Genomic DNA, 20,137 nt, shown 5'->3' with positions numbered 1-20,137 from the left:
CGAAGGAAAGGCACCGCCGAAGCGGTGCCTGCTTGATGATTTAACCTTGAAGCGCCTGATCCAGATCAGCGATCAGATCGTCGACGTCTTCGAGGCCGACTGAGAAGCGGAGCAGCCCGTCGGTAATGCCGCGCTCCAGCCGAACCTCTGCCGGCATTGCCGCATGGGACATCATCGCCGGATAGGACAAAATGCTCTCCACCGCGCCCAGGCTGACGGCCACGAGCGGGATCTGCGCGCGGTTCAGCACCTGTTTGGCCCGCTCGCCGGAGCCCACGTCAAACGAGACGACGGCCCCGTAGCCGGTGGACTGCTTCTCGTGAATTTCTCTGCCGGGATGATCGATGAGCCCCGGGTAAAAGACCTGCGTAATATCCTGACGCCCTTTGAGCCAAGCGGCCAGTACGGCCGCGCTCTCTTCGCTGTGCTTCATGCGTGCCTGCAATGTTTTCATGCCCCGCATCAGCAGCCAGCTCTCCTGTACGCCCAGCACCGTTCCCAGGCCGTTCTGCAGCTGCTTCAGCTGGCCGCCGATTTCCTCGGTACGGGCGACGGCCAGACCGGCCAGCACATCGCTGTGTCCGCCAAGGAACTTCGTGGCGCTGTGCAGTACGATATCCACACCAACCTCGATGGGACGCTGGTAATACGGTGTCATAAACGTGTTATCGACCATGGTGAGCAGATCATGCTCCTTGGCCCACTTGGTGACGGCTTCGATATCGGTAATTTTCAGCGTCGGGTTCGATGGGGTTTCCATATATACGGCCTTGGTGTTCGGCTTCAGCGCAGCCTTCACCTGATCCAGGTCGGTCATGTCGACGAAAGTGCTCTCAATGCCGTGGCGATTCAAAATGCTTGTAAGCAGGCGGTACGTTCCGCCGTATACGTCCTCGGTCACGATCATGTGGTCGCCGGCCGACAGAAGCATAAACGTGCTCGAAATGGCCGCCATGCCCGACGAATAGGCGAACCCGCGCACCCCGCCTTCAAGCAGGGCGATATAGTCTTCCAGTGCCTGGCGCGTCGGATTGCCCGAACGGCTGTAATCATGCACCGGCGGATTGAAGATATCTGCATGGTGGAACGTAGATGCCTGATAGATCGGCACGCTGGAGGCTCCCGTTGCAACATCGATTTCCGAGCCGAAATGGAGCAGCTTGGTCGCGAATTTCCGCTCCTGCTTGCCTTTGTCTTGATGTCCTTTGCCCAAATCACTCATCCTTGGCTGCTCCCTTCCACTTCCTTGATCGCGGCATCCAATGCGCCGCCCAGATCCGCAATCAGGTCATCGATATGCTCGATGCCCACCGAGAAACGGAGCAGGCGGTCGTCGACGCCGACGGCTTTGCGGATTTCTTCCGGTATATCGGCATGCGTCTGCACGGCCGGATAGGTCATCAGCGACTCCACGCCGCCAAGGCTTTCCGCAAAGGCGATCAGCTGGATGTGGCGAAGCACGGGCTCTACGTAACGGGCATCCTTCACTTTAAAGGAGAAGATCCCCGTATTCCCCCGGGACTGCCGGCTTTGGATGTCATGTCCCGGATGGTCCGGAAGCGCCGGATAGAATACTTCGGCAACCGCCGGATGTGTCTGAAGGTACTTGGCCATCGCTGTGGCGTTGCTTTCATGGCGCTCCATCCGCAGGGCCAGCGTTTTCATTCCTTTCATGAGCTGATAGGAATCCGTCGGCCCGAGCACCGCACCGATGGAATTGTGCAGAAACGCTATTTCCTCGGACAGCTCTTTGCCCTTGGTCACGATCAGGCCTGCAAGGACATCGTTATGTCCGCCCAAATACTTGGTCGCGCTGTGCACGACGATATCCGCGCCGAGCTCGATCGGACGCTGGAAGAACGGCGTGAGGAGCGTATTGTCCACGATGGACAGCAAGCCGTGGCGGTGCGCCCAATTGGAGACGGCCTCGATGTCCGTAATCATCATGAGCGGATTCGTCGGCGTCTCGATAAACACCGCTTTCGTGTTCGGGCGTCTGGACTGTTCCAGCTCGTCCAGATTGTTGGTGTCGACATACGTCGCGGTAACCCCGTATTTGGAAAGGATTCTTTCCAGCAGGCGGTATGTACCACCGTACAGGTCCAGCGAAACGATCAGATGATCGCCCTGGCTGAACAGGGTGAAGATGGTTTGCAGCGCAGCCATGCCTGAGCTGCAGGCAAAGCCGGCGTCGCCGGATTCCAGCTTCGCTGCCGCGGCTTCGAGCACTTTGCGGGTCGGGCTGGCGGTTCGTGCGTAATCAAAACCGGTGCTTTGCCCAAGCTTCGGATGGCGGAAGGCGGTTGCCTGATAAATCGGGAAGTTTACCGCTCCGGTCACGGGTTCTTCAACGGAGCCGATTTGGGCCAATCTGCTTTCAATTTTCCATGGTTCCTTTTCCATATGCGTATCCTCCTGTAGGGTCAACTAAATTTGCGGCCAGACTTCAAGACTCTCCCCGATATCATAAGGAGTCTCCTGATATACATAGTAATTCAGCCAATTTGAGAATAATAAGTTGGCATGCGAGCGCCAGATGGCAAGCGGAGCCTGATTCGGATCGTCGTTCGGGTAGTAGTTGACCGGAATTTTCATGTCCATGCCCTTAGCGATATCGCGCTCGTACTCCCATTTCAGCGAATCCGGATCGTATTCGGAGTGGCCTGCTACAAAGATCTGCTTGCCGTCCTTGCTTGCTACCATATGAATGCCGGCTTCCTCTGACTCCGAGAGAATTTCCAGCTCCTCCACATGCTCGATATCCTCGCGCCGCACCTCGGTGTGGCGGGAGTGCGGTACATAGAATACATCGTCGAAGCCGCGGAGAAGCTTCACGTTGTTCTTCATCACCCGGTGCGGGAATACGCCGAAGCATTTCTCCTTCAGGTCCCACTTGGGAATGCCGTAGTGGTGGAACAATCCGGCCTGGGAGGCCCAACAGATATGCATCGTCGAAGTGACGTTCGTTTTGGTCCAGTCCATAATTTCGCGGAGCTCATCCCAATAGTTCACGTCTTCAAAATCCATTTTTTCGACCGGCGCCCCGGTGATGATCATCCCGTCAAAACGGCGGTGCTTCACTTCCTCGAACGTTTTGTAGAACGACTTCAGGTGCTCCGAAGGCGTGTTCTTGGAAATATGGGAGCCCGGATGAAGCAGCACAATGTCGACCTGCAGCGGCGAGTTCCCAAGCAGGCGGAGAAGCTGGGTTTCTGTCGTTTCCTTGGTCGGCATCAGATTGAGAATCGCGATGCGCAGCGGACGGATGTCCTGGTGATACGCTTTGGTATCGTCCATGACGAAAATATTTTCCCGGGTAAGAACTTCTTTCGCCGGTAAAGTGTCGGGAATCTTGATCGGCATCGTTATCATCTCTCCTTTTTTCTGAAAACCGCGAAAATCGTAGCTTGAGAAGAAGCCGAGTATACAAAAATGACCTTTCCCATACAAAAGAGAAAGGTCATTACACGCTCATTACCGCGCCTCTCTCATCTGTCAGGAGACAACGCCCAAAGGCCGCTGCCATGCTCCTGCAAGAATTAGCACCGTGCGTAAATACCGCCGGTTGCCGGGTTTCATCGGGCTAGTCCCTCCACCTGCTCTTGATAAGATTTCGCTGTATTCAATTTTTCATTGTCTTGTTCCTTACTTTAAATCATAAGCCCACCCTTCGTCAAGACGCGGATTTGTCATTTTCGGCAGCATTTCGTGCACCGATCGAAGGTCGCTTCCATACCCTGTTATCGGGACCTGCCGGCCGCCATTTTGTTCTTGAAAGGAATAAAACCCGGCGTTATACTAGACAAGTGTTTCATACCCCGATATGACTGAGGTGACATGAAAGATGGAAGGCGACCCGAGCCCGAAGCTGAATGCATGGAAAACACAACTGCATAGACCTGAGATCAGCTTGCCGGCAGAGGGAAGTTTTCGTTTTCATGCCCGTACGTTTATTCAGTACTCCCCCAAATCCCGCTGACCGGCAGCGCTGATTTCTTTTCTATGCTCAAACATCTTGAGCAAGGAGTGAAGTCATATGAAAATCCGGTTGGTAAACGAAGGAGTATTTACTCCGATCGATGACCTGCAAACTGTACTAACCCCACCTTTGGCCGGCTTTTATTGGATCGACGCCGACGTCGACGACCTCGCGGAGCTGCAGCCGCTGTTTTCGCTGCATGATCTGGCGGTTGAAGACTGTCTCAGCGAAGAGGAGCAGCGCCCGAAGATCGAAATTTACGAAAACCACTATTTTATCGTGGTCAACAGCATCCGGTTTGACGATGAGGAGATTTTTCTGCGCGCACTGAACGTTTTCCTCGGAAGACACTTCATCATTACGGTGACGAAACAGAAAATCAACGAGCTGCGGACGCTGAAGCCGATCCTGTGGGAACAGGAAGTCAGCGGACCGGACCGTTTTCTGTACCTGCTGATCGACCTCGTGGTTGACAACTACTTTGTGGTCGGCGACCGGATCGAAGCCAAAATCGAGAAGCTCGAAGAAGACATTCTCATGCACACGAAAAAGTCCCATTTGAACGAAATTATCGGTCTGCGAAGCGAGATTCTGTGGCTGAAAAAAGTGCTGGGTCCGCAGAAGGATGTCATCAATACGTTAAATAAAAAAGACCTCCGGCTGATTGACGATCAGCTGCAAAAATATTTCAGCGACATTTACGAAAATGCGGTCAAAATTTCCGAAACATTCGATACGTACCGCGATCTGATGAGCAACTTGCGCGAGGCCTACCAGTCAAGTATCGCCAACCGCGCGAACGAGATCATGAGAGTGTTTACGGCCATGACCGTGATCTTCATGCCATTGACGATCATTACAGGAATCTATGGCATGAACTTCGATAACATTCCGGAAATTCATTGGAAATACGGTTATTTCATGATCCTCGGCATCATGCTCGTCCTTGGTCTCGGCATGGTTGTCATTTTCAAGAAAAAAGACTGGATTTGAAAGTCAGCGCATCACCCCATCATCATGCAATGGAAAACAGGACGAAGGAGACGGCCGCATGCGGTTAGAGCCTTCGTCCTTTTTGCATGGTCACCATCCGTAACTCCGCGGGGAAGCATACCGTTCACCCCACGCTTCTGCGGCTACCGGGCTGCCGGCGGAACCGGATGCGGATCAGCCGGATCCGCTCATAACGCTGCTCCATGCCGCTTCCCGAGGCGGCATCCTCTCCGTATACTTGCAGCAGCACCGGCTTCAAGAGCGCGTCGCCCAGCTCCTCCAACGCGGCCCACACCCGCTCCTGCTCCTCATTCGGCACCTCCTCCAGCTCGCTTTGGATCAGCCGCTCGGTATCATACCCTTCCTTCTCCAGCTGCTCCAGCGCCTCCACCAGGTCTCTGCGCGGCAGGCCGCATTCCTGTTCCAGCTGCTGCAGGTTCATCCCCTCATAAATTCCCTTCAGCATGGTGCGCCGGGTACGGTATTTATCCAGGTCCTGCTTGTACTTGTGCTCTTTCTGCTTGTAGGTCCACGATAGATATGACTGGTCGTCCAGTGCATCATTCACCCAATCCAGCGGAAATTCGTGGCTGCGCTGCACCGTTCCCGCAATCTCGATCAGGTCGGCTCCGTACTCCGACGCCTTGCTCTCCCCGACGCCTGGAAGCTGCAGCAGCTCTTCGATGGTATGCGGCACGAAGGCGCTGATCAGACGGAGCACCCGGTTGCTGGCGATAAAATAAGGAGCCTTGCGTTCACTGGCCGCCTTCCTTCTCCGCCAGGCGGTGAGTTCGGCGTACAGCTCCTCGTTGTTGTGCAGTTCACTGTAGCAGTACAGCTTCTGTACAGCATGGCTGCGGCCCTTCAGCTCCTCTTCCTCATGGAACGTGCCGTCGATCAACGGGCGGAATCCTTCGCCGAGCTTGACCGCCAGGCCGTGCCTGTAAATGTACAGCATCTCATTCCAGGATCCGCCTTCATACCAAGCGGTATCCATGGCTTCCCCGGTCATCTCCAGATCTCTCCATCCGAGATGCCAGGTTCCCTCCTCTTCGCCGATCCATACCTGCGCGAGCTTTTCTCCCTCGCTTCCCGCATCCTTCACAAGCCGGTTCATAAAAACGATTTGCATATTCACCAATTCCTCCATCCACGTAGGGTAATCAGCACAACGCAAAAAAGCACCTCTCTTAAATTAAGAGAGGTGCTTCCCCATTCGTGCAGATGTGCTGTTATAGTTGATCATACCATATTATGTAAAATGGTCAATGGGTTTTTCGCCAAATCTCCGAAATAACCGGCTCCTAAGAAGCTTTCAATTCAACTGAATTAGAACTTAGCCATTTGGATTTGGACAAAATACAAGCCGTTGTCCCTTCACAAGCCGTCGCTGAATTTCATTCCGGTTCATCGTAAATGCCCGGATTACTTGGTAAAAAGTAAATCATGCGATTCCAATCCGAGAATTTTCCTGGAAACCAAGGCAACTCCGCCAAAGAGCGTTAATTCATGAATATGGTGGTCAAGCGAAATAATTTGTGTGGAGCCAAGCGGATCAAGTGAAGAATATTCTTTAATAATCCCGTCTAATAGGTATGGGAAAAAGGCGATAAATCGTGAGGAAAGGAACACAGCATCCGGAGCGCTGTATTGGATTAAATTATAAGAGATTTGTGCAATGGCTATGACCCATTCCTCCATGATAGCCGCAATTTGTTCATCCTTGATCTCCATTAAAAGAATAAAATCCTCTAACGTAAATCCTGGTTTGTTTTTCAATTTGCCGATCCGGTCAAGCACCGCTTTTTCGGAATAAATTTCTTCTAAACGCCGATTTTTTTTATTTTCCGACATGATAATGGATCGTCCGATTTCGCCGGACAATCCGTTTAAGCCTTTATACAGGCGTCTCTCGATAATCGTTCCTACGCCTATTCCGTTATGAATGTTTAAGGCTAGAATGTTATCGAATTGAATATCCTCGGTATGGCGGTAAAAATCCCGGATATAAATCGCCGTAAGATTGGCTTCATTTTCGATGATAACGGGAACGTCGATCAGCTCCTTCAACGCATCGATCAAATCAAAGGACTGAAAGTCCAAGAACGGACTATACAGGATCTGATTGTCCAGTACCGGCGCGTGAAGCGAAATGGAGATTCCAACCAATCCGTTAATCGTATCGTACTTTTCCAAATTCAAAATCACGTTTTTCATCAATGCAAAAATATCTCTTACTTTGTTCGTATATAATTTAATGGAAACATGGTGAATAAGCTCGCCATTAATGTAGTTGACGGAATATCTTAAATGATGAATGCCCATATCGAAAGCCAGTACAAACCCATACTTACGATTAAAACGTATTAAATTGGGCCGACGCCCCCCAATGTTGGATGCTTCCCCTGTTCCCAGCTCTTCAATCAAGCCTTGGTCTTGAAGCTCGCGTACGATGGAAGAAACCGTGGACTTTTGAAGATTGATTTGGTCGGCTATTGAACTTCTAGACGTCTGATCAGTATTAAATAGAGTTTTTAATACCAATTTTTTGTTATTTTCTCTCATAACATCCTGATCAGTTTTCATAATCATTTGTTGTAATCCCTTTCAAATGTTATCGTACTTAGAAGTATAGCATATTAATTAACATTACTACTAAGAAAGAGCTGGAAGTCATATTCTTCCAGCTCTTTCTCGGGATCATGATTAATTATTTATCAAGCTCTTTATACGTAAAATAATCGAAATCTGCCGGCAATTCATAACCGGAATAATCAACATTAGCCATCCCGACAAACGCTCCCGTAAAAAATCCGCCGTAGGACTGTACCACGTAATCGTCGGACAAAATCGCAGCATCCAGCGTTACGTCGATATCCGTCCACTGTTCGCCGTCAAAGGAATAGGCGTAGGTGTACGTTTCTTTCCGGACCTTCGCTTTGAAATGCACGTATTCCGCATGTTCGGGAACTTTAACGGCTTTATCCTTCAGAAAGCTCGTGAGAACGCCACGGTCATTTTGCGTCACTTCAATGACGCGTCCATTGATTTCGTTCCATGTCACATGGATCATCGACCAGTGTCCCGTATTGTAATAATTAACGAGGCCGGCCATCTGCTGGAAGGTGTAAGGCGAATACGCGACTGCCGTCTGTGCGTCGAAATAAAAGGACTGCCAGCGTCTTGCGACAAGCGATTGCTCGTGCTCATTGGTTAAGGAGCCTTTGCCGAACAAGCGCAAGTTCCCCGGCTTTTCCGTCAGAGAACCCATTCGCTCGTCAAACGGAACGCGCAGCGTGCTAAAATTGATATTCAATGCCGCGGAATCAAAATGATCCGTTTCCGGATAGGTCGGCGCATATTTCGTTTCCGTGCAGCCTTTAGGAGCTTCGACAAACCGGCTTCCCTGCTTGCCGCCTACGATATAAGGCCATTTTTCCTCGTTCCACTCCACTTTTTGAATCGCCGTTTCTCTTCCCAGCGTGCACCAGCCGCGCGGATCGCGGATCGATTCGGTCTCGCGGTGCCAGGGGCGTCCCGTCAAATGCGCGAAATACCATTCGCCCGACGGCGTATCCACCAGTGAGCCATGGCCGCATTTTTGCAGCTCCCCGTCAGGCGAATCGAACGCGGTCAGGAATACGTCGCCAGGCTGCGTTTCGTAGGAGCCGAACAGTTCTGCCGAACGGGCAACCACCTCTTGGTGGGTATAAACCGTTCCGCCTTCCGCGCAAAATAAATAATAATAACCAAATAGTTTATAAATATGAGGGCCTTCCACCAGCTTAACGTCGGTCCCTTTATAAATGATCTTTGCCGTCTCCGGAAGCAATCTTTGCTGCTCAACCGAGTATTCCGTCAGCTTTATGCCGTTAAACGGATGGCGATACTCGCGATGATCCCACTCCATCTGGACAAGATATTTTTTCCCGTTGTCGTCATGGAACAGCGAAGCGTCAAACCCCACTCCGTTCAGCTTAATCGGATCGCTCCAAGGGCCTTCGATGCTTTCGGCGGTAGTCAAGTAATTGGTCATGTCCTTAAAGGCGCCTTCGGTTACTTTCACGTCGGTATAAACCAGCCAAAATTTCCCGTCAGCATAGGACAGATCTGGTGCCCAAATGCCTGCCGAATCCTTATTCCCTTTCATATCCAACAGCGTTCTCGTGGAGAGCGGGTGCGTAATCAGCCGCCAGTTGACCAAATCCTTTGATTCGTGGATTTGCACGCCCGGAAACCATTCGAAGGTTGAGGTTGCAATATAATACGTATCGTCAACCCTTACGATGGACGGATCTGGATTGAACCCCTTTAATACCGGATTTTCGATTTGCATAAAAGTATCCCCCTGATCTATTCAATCTTTCATTTCGTGAAATCGTGTTCAAAATCACCTATAGATGCTGCAATTCTTTTAGTGAACCTCTGGTTGGCCGTGAATAGTGTTACCTTTACGCTTTCATTTCAGCGCGTTTTGCGTCAAGTTGTTTGTTAATGCTGTCAACGTCTTTATCAGACAATGGATAGAATCTCATCACAATCATAGCAACAACAGCAAGAGCAGCAGGTATCCAAATAGCAGTCGTATTAATTCCTGAGACGGCGAGAGCTGTTTGGTGATCGGCATGTTCGTCAAATCCGTAAGCGGCAAGGAACCACAGTGGAACGGCACCGCCAATCGTGAAGCCAATCTTGAAGAACAGCCCCATAATCGCGTTGATAATAGCCGCATTACGTTTCCCCGACTTCAACTCGCCATATGAAACCACTTCAGGAACAAGGGCCCACATGAAACCAGTCGCTGAAGTTAACCCCCACTGCTTGATGAATGTTGAAACATACGCTAACCAAAGTTGATCGTGCATACCGTCAAGACTCCAAACCCAAGTCAGGATTTCGCCGGCCACAAACATACCGAGGAAGAAATAGAAGAAGCCCTTTTTACCCAATACTTTCTTAAGTTTTGGCCAGAATGCTGCAAAAGCGATACCAGGTATGGAGGCAATCAGCCCCACAGCCCCCATCCACTCCGAGTGATCGACAGTGTATTGGTTAAAATATCCGTTAACCGTATTCATGAAGAACATAAATGTAAATGCCAACATGAAGAACATTCCCAGGATAACCAATGGCTTATTATTCTTAAATTCAACAAAGAAATCAGAGACTTTAACATGTGCCGATTGTTCAGCATTGGCGACAACGCGTTCTTTCGTCAGCTTGTAGCAGAAGAACAGCGCAATGGCTCCAATAACCATATAAACGGCATAAACGCCAAACCAAGCATGACCTGCAGAAGGGTCAGTGTAAGTTCCCATATGAAGTTTTAGTCCAAATAAGCCAGTGTCTTTGAGTTCACGATCTTTAGGGGCAGCCATTTGAACAAACATTGGGAACAATGTATAGACAAGAAGATTGGCACCGTTTGCAAGCATCATACGCGTCGTTGTGATTTGGTCTACAGATTTAGGATCGCGGGTTAATGAAGCGTTCAACGAGCCGTAAGGAATATTGACGACGGAATAAACCAAGTCAAGCAAGAGATAAGTGATGAAGGCATAGGGCACAGAGTCGCGAATCGCAGGAATCGGCGCAAACAGCAGCGCAGCCAAAATAACGAGCGGAATGCCTGCACGAAGTAGCCAAGGACGATATTTACCGGCTTTTGATGAGCGTTTATCGACATAGGTTCCGACCATTGGATCCCAGATAACATTGATGATCCGGACTATGGCGAAAATAAAACCTGCTGTTGCTGTACCGATAGCATTAACAGTCGTCATGTAGAGGGCAAGGAAGCCTCCAACTGTTCCAAAGACAAGGTTTTGAGCAAAGTCTCCAAAACCATAGCCAAGACGTTCAGCAAGACTGAGCTTGTGATACTCATTTTGCTGAACTTTATTTGTGTTATCGCTCATGATGAAAACTCCTTCTAAGATGTAAATTTTACCACCATATTAGATTTACTTTTCACTTCACTAAACTTCTAAACCTCGTTAATCCTCTCACTTCGTTAGGGGAAAGATGGGAATACGAAACCAAATAAAAGCCCTTACATTTTTACAAACTCACATAAAACTTTTATTTTTAAATAAAAAACAGCTCAATTTCTTATTCATCTTCCCACTCATTATTTTTCCCCTGATAAATTACAACCTTGAACTTACATTAGTTCGTTCATCAAACCAACTAATAATAAATTTAACACAATCATTATCAATTTTCAACTTCATGATTTAGACATTTATAATATTCACTACTTTTGGCACGATTTATTAATCATCTCGGAGCAGCTCAATCGGAAGAGAAACTCCAAACGAAAAATGTTAATACCCTGAAATCATCCCTCTAGACAATCGTTGAATACGCGACCCAATATAACATTGTATTTGTGTCCAGTTTCACCCATCTGTATCAGTCCAGAAAACATAAAAAACCCGTAATTATTTATAAATACGGGCTCAAACTTATAATTTCTGTTATTTTTCCTGTCACGTGTTAAAAAATTCTACCGAAATGATTCAGGGATGCGTCTAAACTTCATTCGGCATAAATGCAAAAAGAGGGCTCTTCAGCCCTCTTTCCTTTTTTTCGGTGCAAGCCATCTCATGAAAGCCCGTCAGTCGATCAAACCTTAGGCTTAACCCGCAGCCAGCGCCTTCTTGGCGAGCGCGAGCGCGCCGCACAGGCCGGCGTTGTCGCCAAGCTGAGGCGGAACGATGTAATTCTCGATATCGTCCATGATGGCTGGAACCTGTACGTAGCCGTTCAGCTGTTTGCGCAGCTCGGCATGAATCAGCGGGAACAGCTGCAGCTGTTTCATGACGCCGCCGCCCATGACGATTTTTTGCGGAGACAGAATCAAAATGTAGTTCATCAGCGCCTGAGCGAGATAGTAAGCTTCCATAGCCCAAGCCGGATGGTCCGGCGTCAATTCCGCACCCGGAATGCCCCAGCGTTTGGACAAGGATGGTCCGGCTGCCAGCCCCTCCAGGCAATCGCCATGATATGGGCAGAAGCCTTCGAATTTGTCCTCCGGATGACGGCGGACCAGAATATGTCCCATTTCCGGATGGGACAGGCCATGGATCAGCTCGCCGCCCACAACCGCACCAGCTCCGATGCCCGTGCCAACGGTAATGTACAGGCAGCTTTCGAGCCCCTGGGCTGCTCCCCAAGTCGCTTCGCCCAAGGCGGCCCCGTTCACATCGGTATCAAATTCGATCGGCAGATCGAAGTGAGAGCGCAAATGTCCGACCATATCGAAATTGCTCCAATAAGGTTTCGGCGTCGTCGTAATCCGTCCGTATGTAGGACTTCCCTTCACGGGGTCAATCGGCCCGAATGAACCTGCTCCGATCGCCGCGATGTCTTTGCCCTTAAAAAAATCGACCACCTGGGCCATCGTTTCCTCCGGCGTCGTAGTCGGGAAGCTGATCCGTTCCACAACGGTACCGTCCTCTTGGCCGATTCCGCATACGAATTTCGTTCCCCCTGCTTCAATTGCTCCTAATAAACTCATCGTAGTCGTTCCCTCCTGCAGCGGGCCTCCCAAGCCCTGTATAAATGCCATATACCTTCTATCTTTATATCAAAACAATCACGGGCATTATAGCCCAGTTAATCCTTGAAAGTCAATCGACTAGAGCACAAAAGAGCCGGCGCTCCAAAAACGCCAGCACTCTGTACCCGTTTAGCTGATGGCCAGTCCCATAAGAGAACACAGGCTCTTCATTTCCAGTTCTTCAAACTTGCTGATCACCTGATGGTGATCGAGCGACAACTGGCACACATCCAGCGAGCAGGCGACGGGCACGCAGCAGTGAATCTCGGCCAGCTTGCGCGACAGGTGCAGCATATCGAGGTCAGCCTCAATCTTGGCGCGGACACTTTTGGACAGCTGGTCCAGATTTTCGAGAATCCCTTCAACGGATTCGTATTCCTGCACAAGCTTGATCGCCGTTTTCTCGCCGATGCCCTTCACGCCGGGGTAATTGTCGCTCGTATCGCCCATGAGCGCCTTCACGTCGATAATCTGCCGCGGGCGCAGCTGCTTCTCTTCATACAGGGATTCCGGTGTATACACCTTATAATTGCCGTGCCCTTTTTTCATAATAATGACCGACGTCCGATCGCTGACGAGCTGCAGCAAATCGTTATCGCCGGACAGGACCATCACGTCCATCTCCCGTCCGAACTGGTCGGCCAGCGTCCCGATGCAGTCGTCCGCTTCATACCCTTCCGCGCTGATATTCGGAACGCCGAGGCTGTCCATCACGTCGCGGATCATCGAAAACTGCGGAATCAGATCGTCCGGGGCGTCCGGACGGTTGCCCTTGTAAGCGGCAAACTGCTGTCCGCGGAACGTGCCGCCGCCGAGGTCCCAGCAGCAGACCACATGGGTCGGATTAAACGTTTGCACTGCATCCCAAAAATAACGAATAAAGCCATAGATCGCGTTTGTCGGAACCCCCGCCTTCGTGCGGCGAATGTAGCCGCTGGACGCGGTCGCGAAATAAGCTCTGAATAATAAGGCCATGCCATCCACGAGCATCACGGATTGGCGTTGTTCATTTGCTGTCACTTCTTGTTTCTCCCCTTGTCTGCCTGTTTCCCCTGGATTCCAAGGTTCGGCACTGCTTCCTCTAGTATAGCATATCCGCCAGGGCATAAGGCCCTTCCTGTTATCACCATTCCCGGCTTATTCCTGCCTTTTTGTCCCACCCGTTCAAGTCATAAACCAGACAGCCTGTAACATAAAATTTGTGAAGAAGATCTCCCTTCATCCTGAATCATCCGGCAGGAGTTATTCTCCAAATATCGAATCTTGAAAAGGATAAACCCACCTAACAAGCAGGAGGAATGAATATGGGAAAAACGATCAAGGTTGCTGTCATCGGCTGCGGGACCATTGCCAGAGCGGCGCATATCCCCAACTATTTGAAACATCCGGACGCCGAAATCAAATATTTTTGCGACTCGGACAAGAAGAAGGCGGAGCAGGCGGTCAAGGATTATGAATGCGGCACCGCCGTGGAAAATTACCGTGACATTCTGGACGATCCCGAGATCGATGCCGTCTCCGTATGTACCCCTAACGATGCTCATGCCGCCATCTCCATCGATTTTTTGCGGGCGGGCAAGCATGTCCTGTGCGAAAAACCTGCGGCCCGCACCTACGCGGAAGCGCTGGAGATGCAGAAAGTGCAGCACGAAACGGGCAAAGTGCTGAATATCGGGGTCGTGAACCGATTCAACAAAAGCGTGAACATGATCAAAAACCTGATCGAAAGCGGCGAGCTTGGCGAACTGTACCATATCTATGCAAGCTTCCGCGCTCACCGCTCCATTCCGGGACTTGGCGGCGCATTTACCACCAAATCAATTGCCGGCGGAGGCGTCCTTATCGATTGGGGCGTCCATTATCTGGACATCGTCATGTACTGCGCCGGCGATCCGCGCCCGTTGACGGTATCCGGCCAGGCTTACTCCAAGCTGGGGCGGGACCTGCCGAATTACGCCTACCTGAACATGTGGGCAGGGCCCCCGAATTACGCCGGTACGTATGATGTCGATGACTTCGTCACGGCCATGATCCGCACCGAAGGGCCGGGCATTACGATTAACGGCGCCTGGGCGCAGAACATCGGCACGCCCGAAACCTACATCGATTTTCTGGGCGACAAAGCAGGGATCCGCCTACAATACGGAGGCGACTTCACCATTTACGGGGCCAAGGACGGAGCTTTGCTGGAAACGAAGCCCAAGTATTCAACGAGCGACCATTTCGAAAACGAAATCAACGGCTTTCTCGAATGCATCCAAACCGGCGTAAAGCTGCCATCCCATATCGATACCGTCATCGTCACCTCCAAGATGATTCAGGCGATCTACGACTCTTCCGAGCAGCGCAGGGAGATCGAGCTGTAATAAGCGACTGAGGGGGATTGCTGCTTGAAAACGATCGGTTTTATCGATTATTACCTCGATGAATGGCATGCCGAGCATTATCCGAAATGGATTGAACAGGCATCGGGCGGCACCATGAAGGTGGCCTATGCCTATGGAATGGCCGATTCGCCTTCCGGGCGCACCAACGTGCAGTGGAGTGAAGACAAAGGGATCGAGCTGCTCCCTTCGATTGCCGAGGTCGTGGATCGAAGCGATTACATCATTGTCCTTTCGCCCGACCATCCGCAGTACCACGAGCCACTCGCCCAGCTTCCGCTTCAATCCGGCAAGCCTACCTATATTGACAAAACCTTTGCCCCGGACCGCCAGACCGCTCGGCGCCTGTTCAATCTAGCTGAGCAGCACGGCACGCCGCTGTTCTCCAGCTCGGCGCTTCGCTTCGCCGCGGAGTACGCCGGGGCCGAGCGCGCCGGCATCGAAAACATCATCAGCTTCGGGCCGGGGCGGTACGACAACTATTCGATCCACCAGATCGAACCGATCGTCTCGCTGCTGGGTCCCGGCGTCCGCCGGATGATGTATACCGGAACGCCTCACGCCCCGTCGTGGCTGATAGGATTCAGCGGGGGCCGCCAGGCCGAGATCCATCATCTCGGCGGGGGATGTCCCTTTTCGCTGACGGTCAGCTATACATCCGGTGAGACGAACATGCTGAAAGCGGACTCCGATTATTTCGGGCTGTTCGCTGGGGCACTCGTCCGCTTCTTTGAAACCGGCGTTCCGCCTGTCGATCCGGCCGAGACGGTAGCAGTCATCACGATCATAGAACAGGGCTTTAAGGCGAAGGAAACGCCCTATCAATGGGTAGAGCTCCCTTCGGAATAGATCCTCGAACAACAAACAAAACGGTGGCAAAGCCTCAGGGAAATGCTAGGACCCTCCCCTGTCGGTCATGCCACCGTTTTTTACGGAATCCCAGGCTACGCCCAGTTCTCCTCGTACATGTCCTCTTTAAAGCCGACCATCACCTTGCTGCCGTCGGTTACGATCGGACGTTTGATCAACCGGCCGTTACTGGACAGCAGCTTGATCTGCTCGTCCCGGCTCATGGCCGGCAGCTTGTCCTTCAAACCCAGCTCCTTGTACACCTCTCCGCTGGTATTAAAAAACTTCTTCAAATCCAGCCCGCTCTTCTCGACCAAGCGGGACAGCTCGTCCGGAGCCGGCGGCTCCTCCCATAAATGCTGGAGCTCCAGCTCGTGGCCGTGCGCTTCCAGCCATTTAACCGCACTGCGGCACGTACCGCATTTGGGATAATGGTATACTTTCAATTTGCTCATCGTTACTCACTCTTTTCATTGATCAAGTTCATGTTGCTTCGCCTCGCCAATAAGGCGGGTCATGTCGGGCGGCAGCGGTGCCTGAAAGGTCATCCGCTCCCGGGTGACGGGATGCTGGAAGGACAGCTCCCAGGCGTGGAGCGCCTGCCGCGAAATGCTGTGATCCAGCAGCACCACGGTCCGCTCGGATGGGGTTAATCCCTGCGGCAGAACGGTCTCCGGGGCCCCCTCTTCCTCAGGCGGAAGCATCCGGTAGACCGGATGCCGGTACAGCTTATCGCCGATCAGCGGGCAGCCGATGCTGGTCATATGGACGCGGATCTGGTGGGTTCTGCCTGTTTCCAGCTTCAGCTGAACGAGCGAAGAAGACGAGCCGTACGCCTCAACGACCTGATACCGCGTCAGCGATGGATACCCGTCAGGCGTGACGATACGCCGATGCGGCTCTTCCGGGTCGCGGTCGATCGGTCCGTCCACCTCCCCTTCTTCCGGAGACGGAACGCCATGAACGAGGGCCAGGTACCTTTTGTCCACCTCGTTTGCGATCATTTGCTCCGAAATATGCTGGTGGACATACGGATTTTTGGCGATAGCGATCACGCCCGAAGTTTCCTGGTCCAGCCGGTGCACGGCTCGGAAGCGGAACGCCTCGCCCTTGTCCCGCCAATAGTGAACCACGCCGTTCGCCAAGGTTCCCGTATAGTGTCCGTGCGTCGGATGCACGATGATGCCGGCTTCCTTGTTCACGATCAGCAGGTGCTCATCCTCGTACAAAATGCGAAAAGGAATGGGCTCTGGCAGAATATCATCCGAAATTTCTTTCTCCATCCGGATTTCCACCACATCCCCATCCCTGACCGGAACGCTGATGTACACTCTTTGGCCATTCACGGTAATCCCCTGTTCCGTCAGCTTCAGGCGGGACTGCAGCTTGCGGGATACGTGGAGTCTCTTCTGCAGAATCGTCTTCAGCAGCCACCCGTCTTCCGAAGGCGGGACGGTATATGAAATCGGGGGATAGTATTCGCTCATTTTTTCCGTCCGAATACCTTTTTGCTGCGCACGTATTCGATATCCGCCACGCCGCTGCGGGCGTTGGCCGTCCGGGCCACAACGAAGAAGTAGTCCGACAGACGGTTCAAATACCTGCGTACGTCGGGATTAATTTCTTTCTCCCGCCCCAGCGTCACGACTCGGCGCTCTGCGCGGCGGCAGACCGTTCGGCATACATGCAGCGTGGATGCCAGCAGGGTGCCTCCAGGCAGAATAAAGCGCTCCAGCTCCGGCGTCTCCTCCATATAAGCATCCATCCACTGCTCAAGACGTGTCACTTTGTCGGGACCGACCTTGTATTTGCTCTCGCTCAGCTTCACAAATGCCAGGTCGGAGCCGCAGTCAAACAGCTCATGCTGAATCTCGATCATATTTTCTTTCAGGTCCTGCAATGACTCCGCTTCCATCAGGCTGATCGCCTGGCCCACAAAGCAGTTCAGCTCATCAATCGTGCCGTAAGCCTCCACCTGCAGGTCATCCTTCAAAACGCGCCCGCCAATGACGGATGTTTCGCCTTCATCGCCTGTGCGTGTGTAGATTCTCACCAGCTTCTTCTCCCCTTTATCGCGTTATATCATACATCAAAGGAATCGCGGAAGCCGCGTCCCTTGTGCTGGCTTCTTTACTCCGTCAATGCCTTAAGCGCCTTTACCGCATTGTCGACCGACTTGGCCGAGATCGGGATTGTGGCGTACAGCTTCTCCGGAACGTATTTCTGGTCTTTGAAAAATTTCATTTCACGAACGGGGATACCGTACAGATGCTCGGTCGTATCCGTCGTGCCGTCTTCTTTTTCCTCGTTGCTCGCGAACACGCCATCCGGATATTTTTTCGGGTCAAAATACGAATCCAGCACGGTATGACCGCCCATTTTGGCATAATTCTTCATATCGTCCTCCGGCAGAAAAATGATGTCATGCCCGCCGGCAGCATATTCAACCATCAGCTTCTCCGGGTTATAAATCGGACTTGCCGATACTTTGACCTTCAGGTCGGGTCCCATCACTTCCTGAAGCTTGTCCTGCACCTTCTCATATACCTGAGACGGATCGGATTGATTGTCAATCATAAAGACCGATAACGCGTTTTTATCTCCCTTGCCGCAGCCCGTCAGCAATAAGACGGCAAAGACAACCAGCAGCGCCAGCTTCCCGTATACCTTCAACTCCTGCTCCCCCTTTTCTCCGATAGGTTCAATATATCACAACCTGATGAGAGAAAAAAAGAAGACCCCGTTCCGGGGTCTTCCTACTGCCGATTAAGACTTCTTCTTCGGGCAGCTTTTCATATATTCGTTTATTTTCAAATCCAGCAAACTGCTGATTTCGATTACGATTTCCGATGTAAAAGACTGTTCCTGCATAAAGATCTGTTCCATTTTTTTGCGGAGCATCATGATTTCGTCTTCCAAGGATAAAGTTTTCGTCTGATCTGTCGTTTTGGTTGACCATTTTACATTATTGCTGCCTTCAGCTGCGTAATGTCCGCGGAATGCAGGCAAATCGTATTCAGCGCAAAACAAGGTCATCCCTCCTTGGCAAGTCAATTTTTGCTCCCAAAATAGAATTATAACATACAAATAAATAAATAAAAGTGAAATTTATGTTAAATTCTACTAGAAACAGGGAATTATTGTTCAGCTGGTTTTCAGTTTGTGGACAAATTCTCCAATGCGCTCCAGTGCCTCGGTCAGCTGGGCGACGGAGGTGGCGTACGAGCAGCGGAGAAAGCCTTCCCCCCCTTGCCCGAAAGCCGTTCCAGGCACAGCAGCGACCTTTGCTTCCATCAGCAGGCGCTGGGCGAACTCATCCGAGGACAGCCCGGTCTCAGCGATGCTAGGGAAGGCATAAAAGGCACCTTGCGGCTCATGACACGGCAGTCCGATATCGACGAAGCCCTGCACGATCAAACGGCGCCGCTGGTTGTAGGACTCGATCATCCGGTCCTTTTCTTCCAGCCCGTTGGTCAGCGCCTCCAGCGCGGCCACCTGACCCATCACCGGTGCGCACATGACTGTGTACTGGTGAATCTTCAGCATGGCGGCGATCAGGTCGGGATGGGCACAGGCATAGCCCATACGCCAGCCGGTCATGGCGAACGCCTTGGAAAAGCCGCTGACCAGAACCGTCCGGTCCATCATACCCGGAATCGAGGCAAAGCTGACATGCTTTTGCGTATACGTCAGTTCGGCATAGATCTCGTCAGAAATGACGATCAAATCATGCTTCTCCACCACTTTGGCGATCGGCAGCCAGTCCTCATACGTCATGATGGCGCCGGTCGGATTGCTCGGGTAGCACAAAATCAGCACCTTGGACTTCGGCGTGATTTTGGCCTCAAGCGCCTCAGCCGTCAGCTTGAAGTCGTTCTCTGCGAACGTCTCGATGCCAACCGGAACCCCGCCGCCGATCGAGGTGATCGGGGAATAGGATACGTAGCAGGGCTCGGGGATGAGAATTTCGTCCCCAGGCACGATCAGAGCCCGCAGCGCCAGATCGATCGCCTCGCTGCCGCCGACGGTCACTAGAATCTGATTGGACGGCTGGTAGGAGACCTGAAAGCTGTCATACAAATACTGGGCGATAGCTTCCCGGAGTTCGATCATCCCGGCGTTGGAGGTGTAGGCCGTGCGCCCCCGCTCAAGGGAATATACGCAGGCTTCTCTCACATGCCATGGAGTCGTGAAGTCCGGTTCCCCTACGCCCAGTGTAATAATGTCCTTGCTTCCTTCAGCCAGGTCAAAAAATCGGCGGATTCCGGATGGCGGAATATCGCGGACCAAAGGAGCCAAATACGATTGCATCGATTTCGAATTCTGCTGTTTCTTCGTTTCTTCATTCACGATCATGACACATCTTCC

General features: G+C 51.7%; 18 protein-coding genes and 1 riboswitch. Of the genes, 3 read left to right on the top strand and 15 right to left on the bottom strand.

Features of this window, described 5'->3' with window-relative positions:
* Window positions 1-40: 40 nt before the first annotated feature.
* The 3 genes from MKY74_RS10165 to metA are packed head-to-tail and all read right to left on the bottom strand — an operon-like array spanning window position 41 to window position 3,363.
* A complete protein-coding gene (locus MKY74_RS10165; protein ID WP_076170648.1) occupies window positions 41-1,222 on the bottom strand; it encodes an aminotransferase class I/II-fold pyridoxal phosphate-dependent enzyme in 1,182 nt (393 codons plus the stop codon).
* Complete coding sequence (locus MKY74_RS10160) at window positions 1,219-2,403, bottom strand: PLP-dependent transferase (protein WP_076170649.1); 1,185 nt, start codon at window positions 2,401-2,403, stop codon at window positions 1,219-1,221. Before MKY74_RS10160 ends, MKY74_RS10165 begins: the two co-directional genes overlap by 4 nt.
* A 24-nt stretch (window positions 2,404-2,427) precedes the next feature.
* Entirely contained in the window at window positions 2,428-3,363 is a 936-nt protein-coding gene (gene metA, locus MKY74_RS10155; protein ID WP_076170650.1) for a homoserine O-acetyltransferase MetA, read from the bottom strand.
* A 122-nt stretch (window positions 3,364-3,485) separates the two neighbouring features.
* A riboswitch (SAM riboswitch) is annotated at window positions 3,486-3,612 on the bottom strand.
* A 424-nt stretch (window positions 3,613-4,036) separates the two neighbouring features.
* Between metA and corA the strand changes: the two genes are divergently transcribed.
* On the top strand, window positions 4,037-4,972 hold the full coding sequence (corA, locus tag MKY74_RS10150) for a magnesium/cobalt transporter CorA (RefSeq protein ID WP_076170651.1): 936 nt from the start codon (window positions 4,037-4,039) through the stop codon (window positions 4,970-4,972).
* A gap of 124 nt (window positions 4,973-5,096) precedes the next feature.
* Here corA and MKY74_RS10145 read toward each other — a convergent pair whose 3' ends face one another.
* The 6 genes from MKY74_RS10145 to MKY74_RS10120 all read right to left on the bottom strand — a co-directional run bounded on the left by MKY74_RS10145 (window position 5,097) and on the right by MKY74_RS10120 (window position 13,526).
* Window positions 5,097-6,104 carry an HRDC domain-containing protein gene (locus tag MKY74_RS10145; protein WP_076170652.1) on the bottom strand — a complete coding sequence of 336 codons (1,008 nt, stop codon included), beginning with the start codon at window positions 6,102-6,104 and terminating at the stop codon, window positions 5,097-5,099.
* A 293-nt stretch (window positions 6,105-6,397) separates the two neighbouring features.
* Complete coding sequence (locus MKY74_RS10140; protein WP_084203915.1) at window positions 6,398-7,564, bottom strand: ROK family transcriptional regulator; 1,167 nt, start codon at window positions 7,562-7,564, stop codon at window positions 6,398-6,400.
* A gap of 118 nt (window positions 7,565-7,682) precedes the next feature.
* A complete protein-coding gene (locus MKY74_RS10135; protein ID WP_076170654.1) occupies window positions 7,683-9,308 on the bottom strand; it encodes a glycoside hydrolase family 43 protein in 1,626 nt (541 codons plus the stop codon).
* A 115-nt stretch (window positions 9,309-9,423) separates the two neighbouring features.
* Entirely contained in the window at window positions 9,424-10,890 is a 1,467-nt protein-coding gene (locus MKY74_RS10130) for an MFS transporter (protein WP_076170656.1), read from the bottom strand.
* A gap of 722 nt (window positions 10,891-11,612) precedes the next feature.
* The gene (locus MKY74_RS10125; RefSeq protein ID WP_076170658.1) at window positions 11,613-12,494 is read right to left on the bottom strand and encodes an ROK family protein; all 882 of its coding nucleotides are present in this window, start codon (window positions 12,492-12,494) and stop codon (window positions 11,613-11,615) included.
* Window positions 12,495-12,665: 171 nt separating this feature from the next.
* Entirely contained in the window at window positions 12,666-13,526 is an 861-nt protein-coding gene (locus MKY74_RS10120; RefSeq protein WP_076170854.1) for a 5'-3' exonuclease, read from the bottom strand.
* Between the two features lie 314 nt (window positions 13,527-13,840).
* Between MKY74_RS10120 and MKY74_RS10115 the strand changes: the two genes are divergently transcribed.
* On the top strand, window positions 13,841-14,902 hold the full coding sequence (locus MKY74_RS10115; RefSeq protein ID WP_076170660.1) for a Gfo/Idh/MocA family protein: 1,062 nt from the start codon (window positions 13,841-13,843) through the stop codon (window positions 14,900-14,902).
* Window positions 14,903-14,926: 24 nt separating this feature from the next.
* The gene (locus tag MKY74_RS10110) at window positions 14,927-15,769 is read left to right on the top strand and encodes a hypothetical protein (RefSeq protein WP_076170662.1); all 843 of its coding nucleotides are present in this window, start codon (window positions 14,927-14,929) and stop codon (window positions 15,767-15,769) included.
* 95 nt (window positions 15,770-15,864) lie between these two features.
* Here MKY74_RS10110 and MKY74_RS10105 read toward each other — a convergent pair whose 3' ends face one another.
* The 6 genes from MKY74_RS10105 to MKY74_RS10080 all read right to left on the bottom strand — a co-directional run bounded on the left by MKY74_RS10105 (window position 15,865) and on the right by MKY74_RS10080 (window position 20,125).
* A complete protein-coding gene (locus tag MKY74_RS10105; protein ID WP_076170664.1) occupies window positions 15,865-16,224 on the bottom strand; it encodes an arsenate reductase family protein in 360 nt (119 codons plus the stop codon).
* 15 nt (window positions 16,225-16,239) lie between these two features.
* Window positions 16,240-17,256, bottom strand: a complete 1,017-nt coding sequence (locus MKY74_RS10100; protein WP_076170666.1) for an RluA family pseudouridine synthase — start codon at window positions 17,254-17,256, stop codon at window positions 16,240-16,242.
* On the bottom strand, window positions 17,253-17,822 hold the full coding sequence (locus MKY74_RS10095) for a cob(I)yrinic acid a,c-diamide adenosyltransferase (protein ID WP_076170668.1): 570 nt from the start codon (window positions 17,820-17,822) through the stop codon (window positions 17,253-17,255). Before MKY74_RS10095 ends, MKY74_RS10100 begins: the two co-directional genes overlap by 4 nt.
* A 77-nt stretch (window positions 17,823-17,899) precedes the next feature.
* Complete coding sequence (locus MKY74_RS10090) at window positions 17,900-18,442, bottom strand: hypothetical protein (RefSeq protein ID WP_076170670.1); 543 nt, start codon at window positions 18,440-18,442, stop codon at window positions 17,900-17,902.
* Window positions 18,443-18,535: 93 nt separating this feature from the next.
* A complete protein-coding gene (locus MKY74_RS10085; RefSeq protein ID WP_076170672.1) occupies window positions 18,536-18,799 on the bottom strand; it encodes an aspartyl-phosphate phosphatase Spo0E family protein in 264 nt (87 codons plus the stop codon).
* 114 nt (window positions 18,800-18,913) lie between these two features.
* Window positions 18,914-20,125, bottom strand: a complete 1,212-nt coding sequence (locus MKY74_RS10080; protein ID WP_076170674.1) for an aminotransferase class I/II-fold pyridoxal phosphate-dependent enzyme — start codon at window positions 20,123-20,125, stop codon at window positions 18,914-18,916.
* Window positions 20,126-20,137: the final 12 nt, after the last annotated feature.

The organism is Paenibacillus sp. FSL R5-0378, assembly GCF_038009285.1.
Classification (GTDB): Bacteria; Bacillota; Bacilli; order Paenibacillales; family Paenibacillaceae; genus Paenibacillus_AQ; species Paenibacillus_AQ favisporus.
Note: the sequence above shows the minus strand (reverse complement) of the source record. Positions and strands in the feature narration are given on the sequence as shown.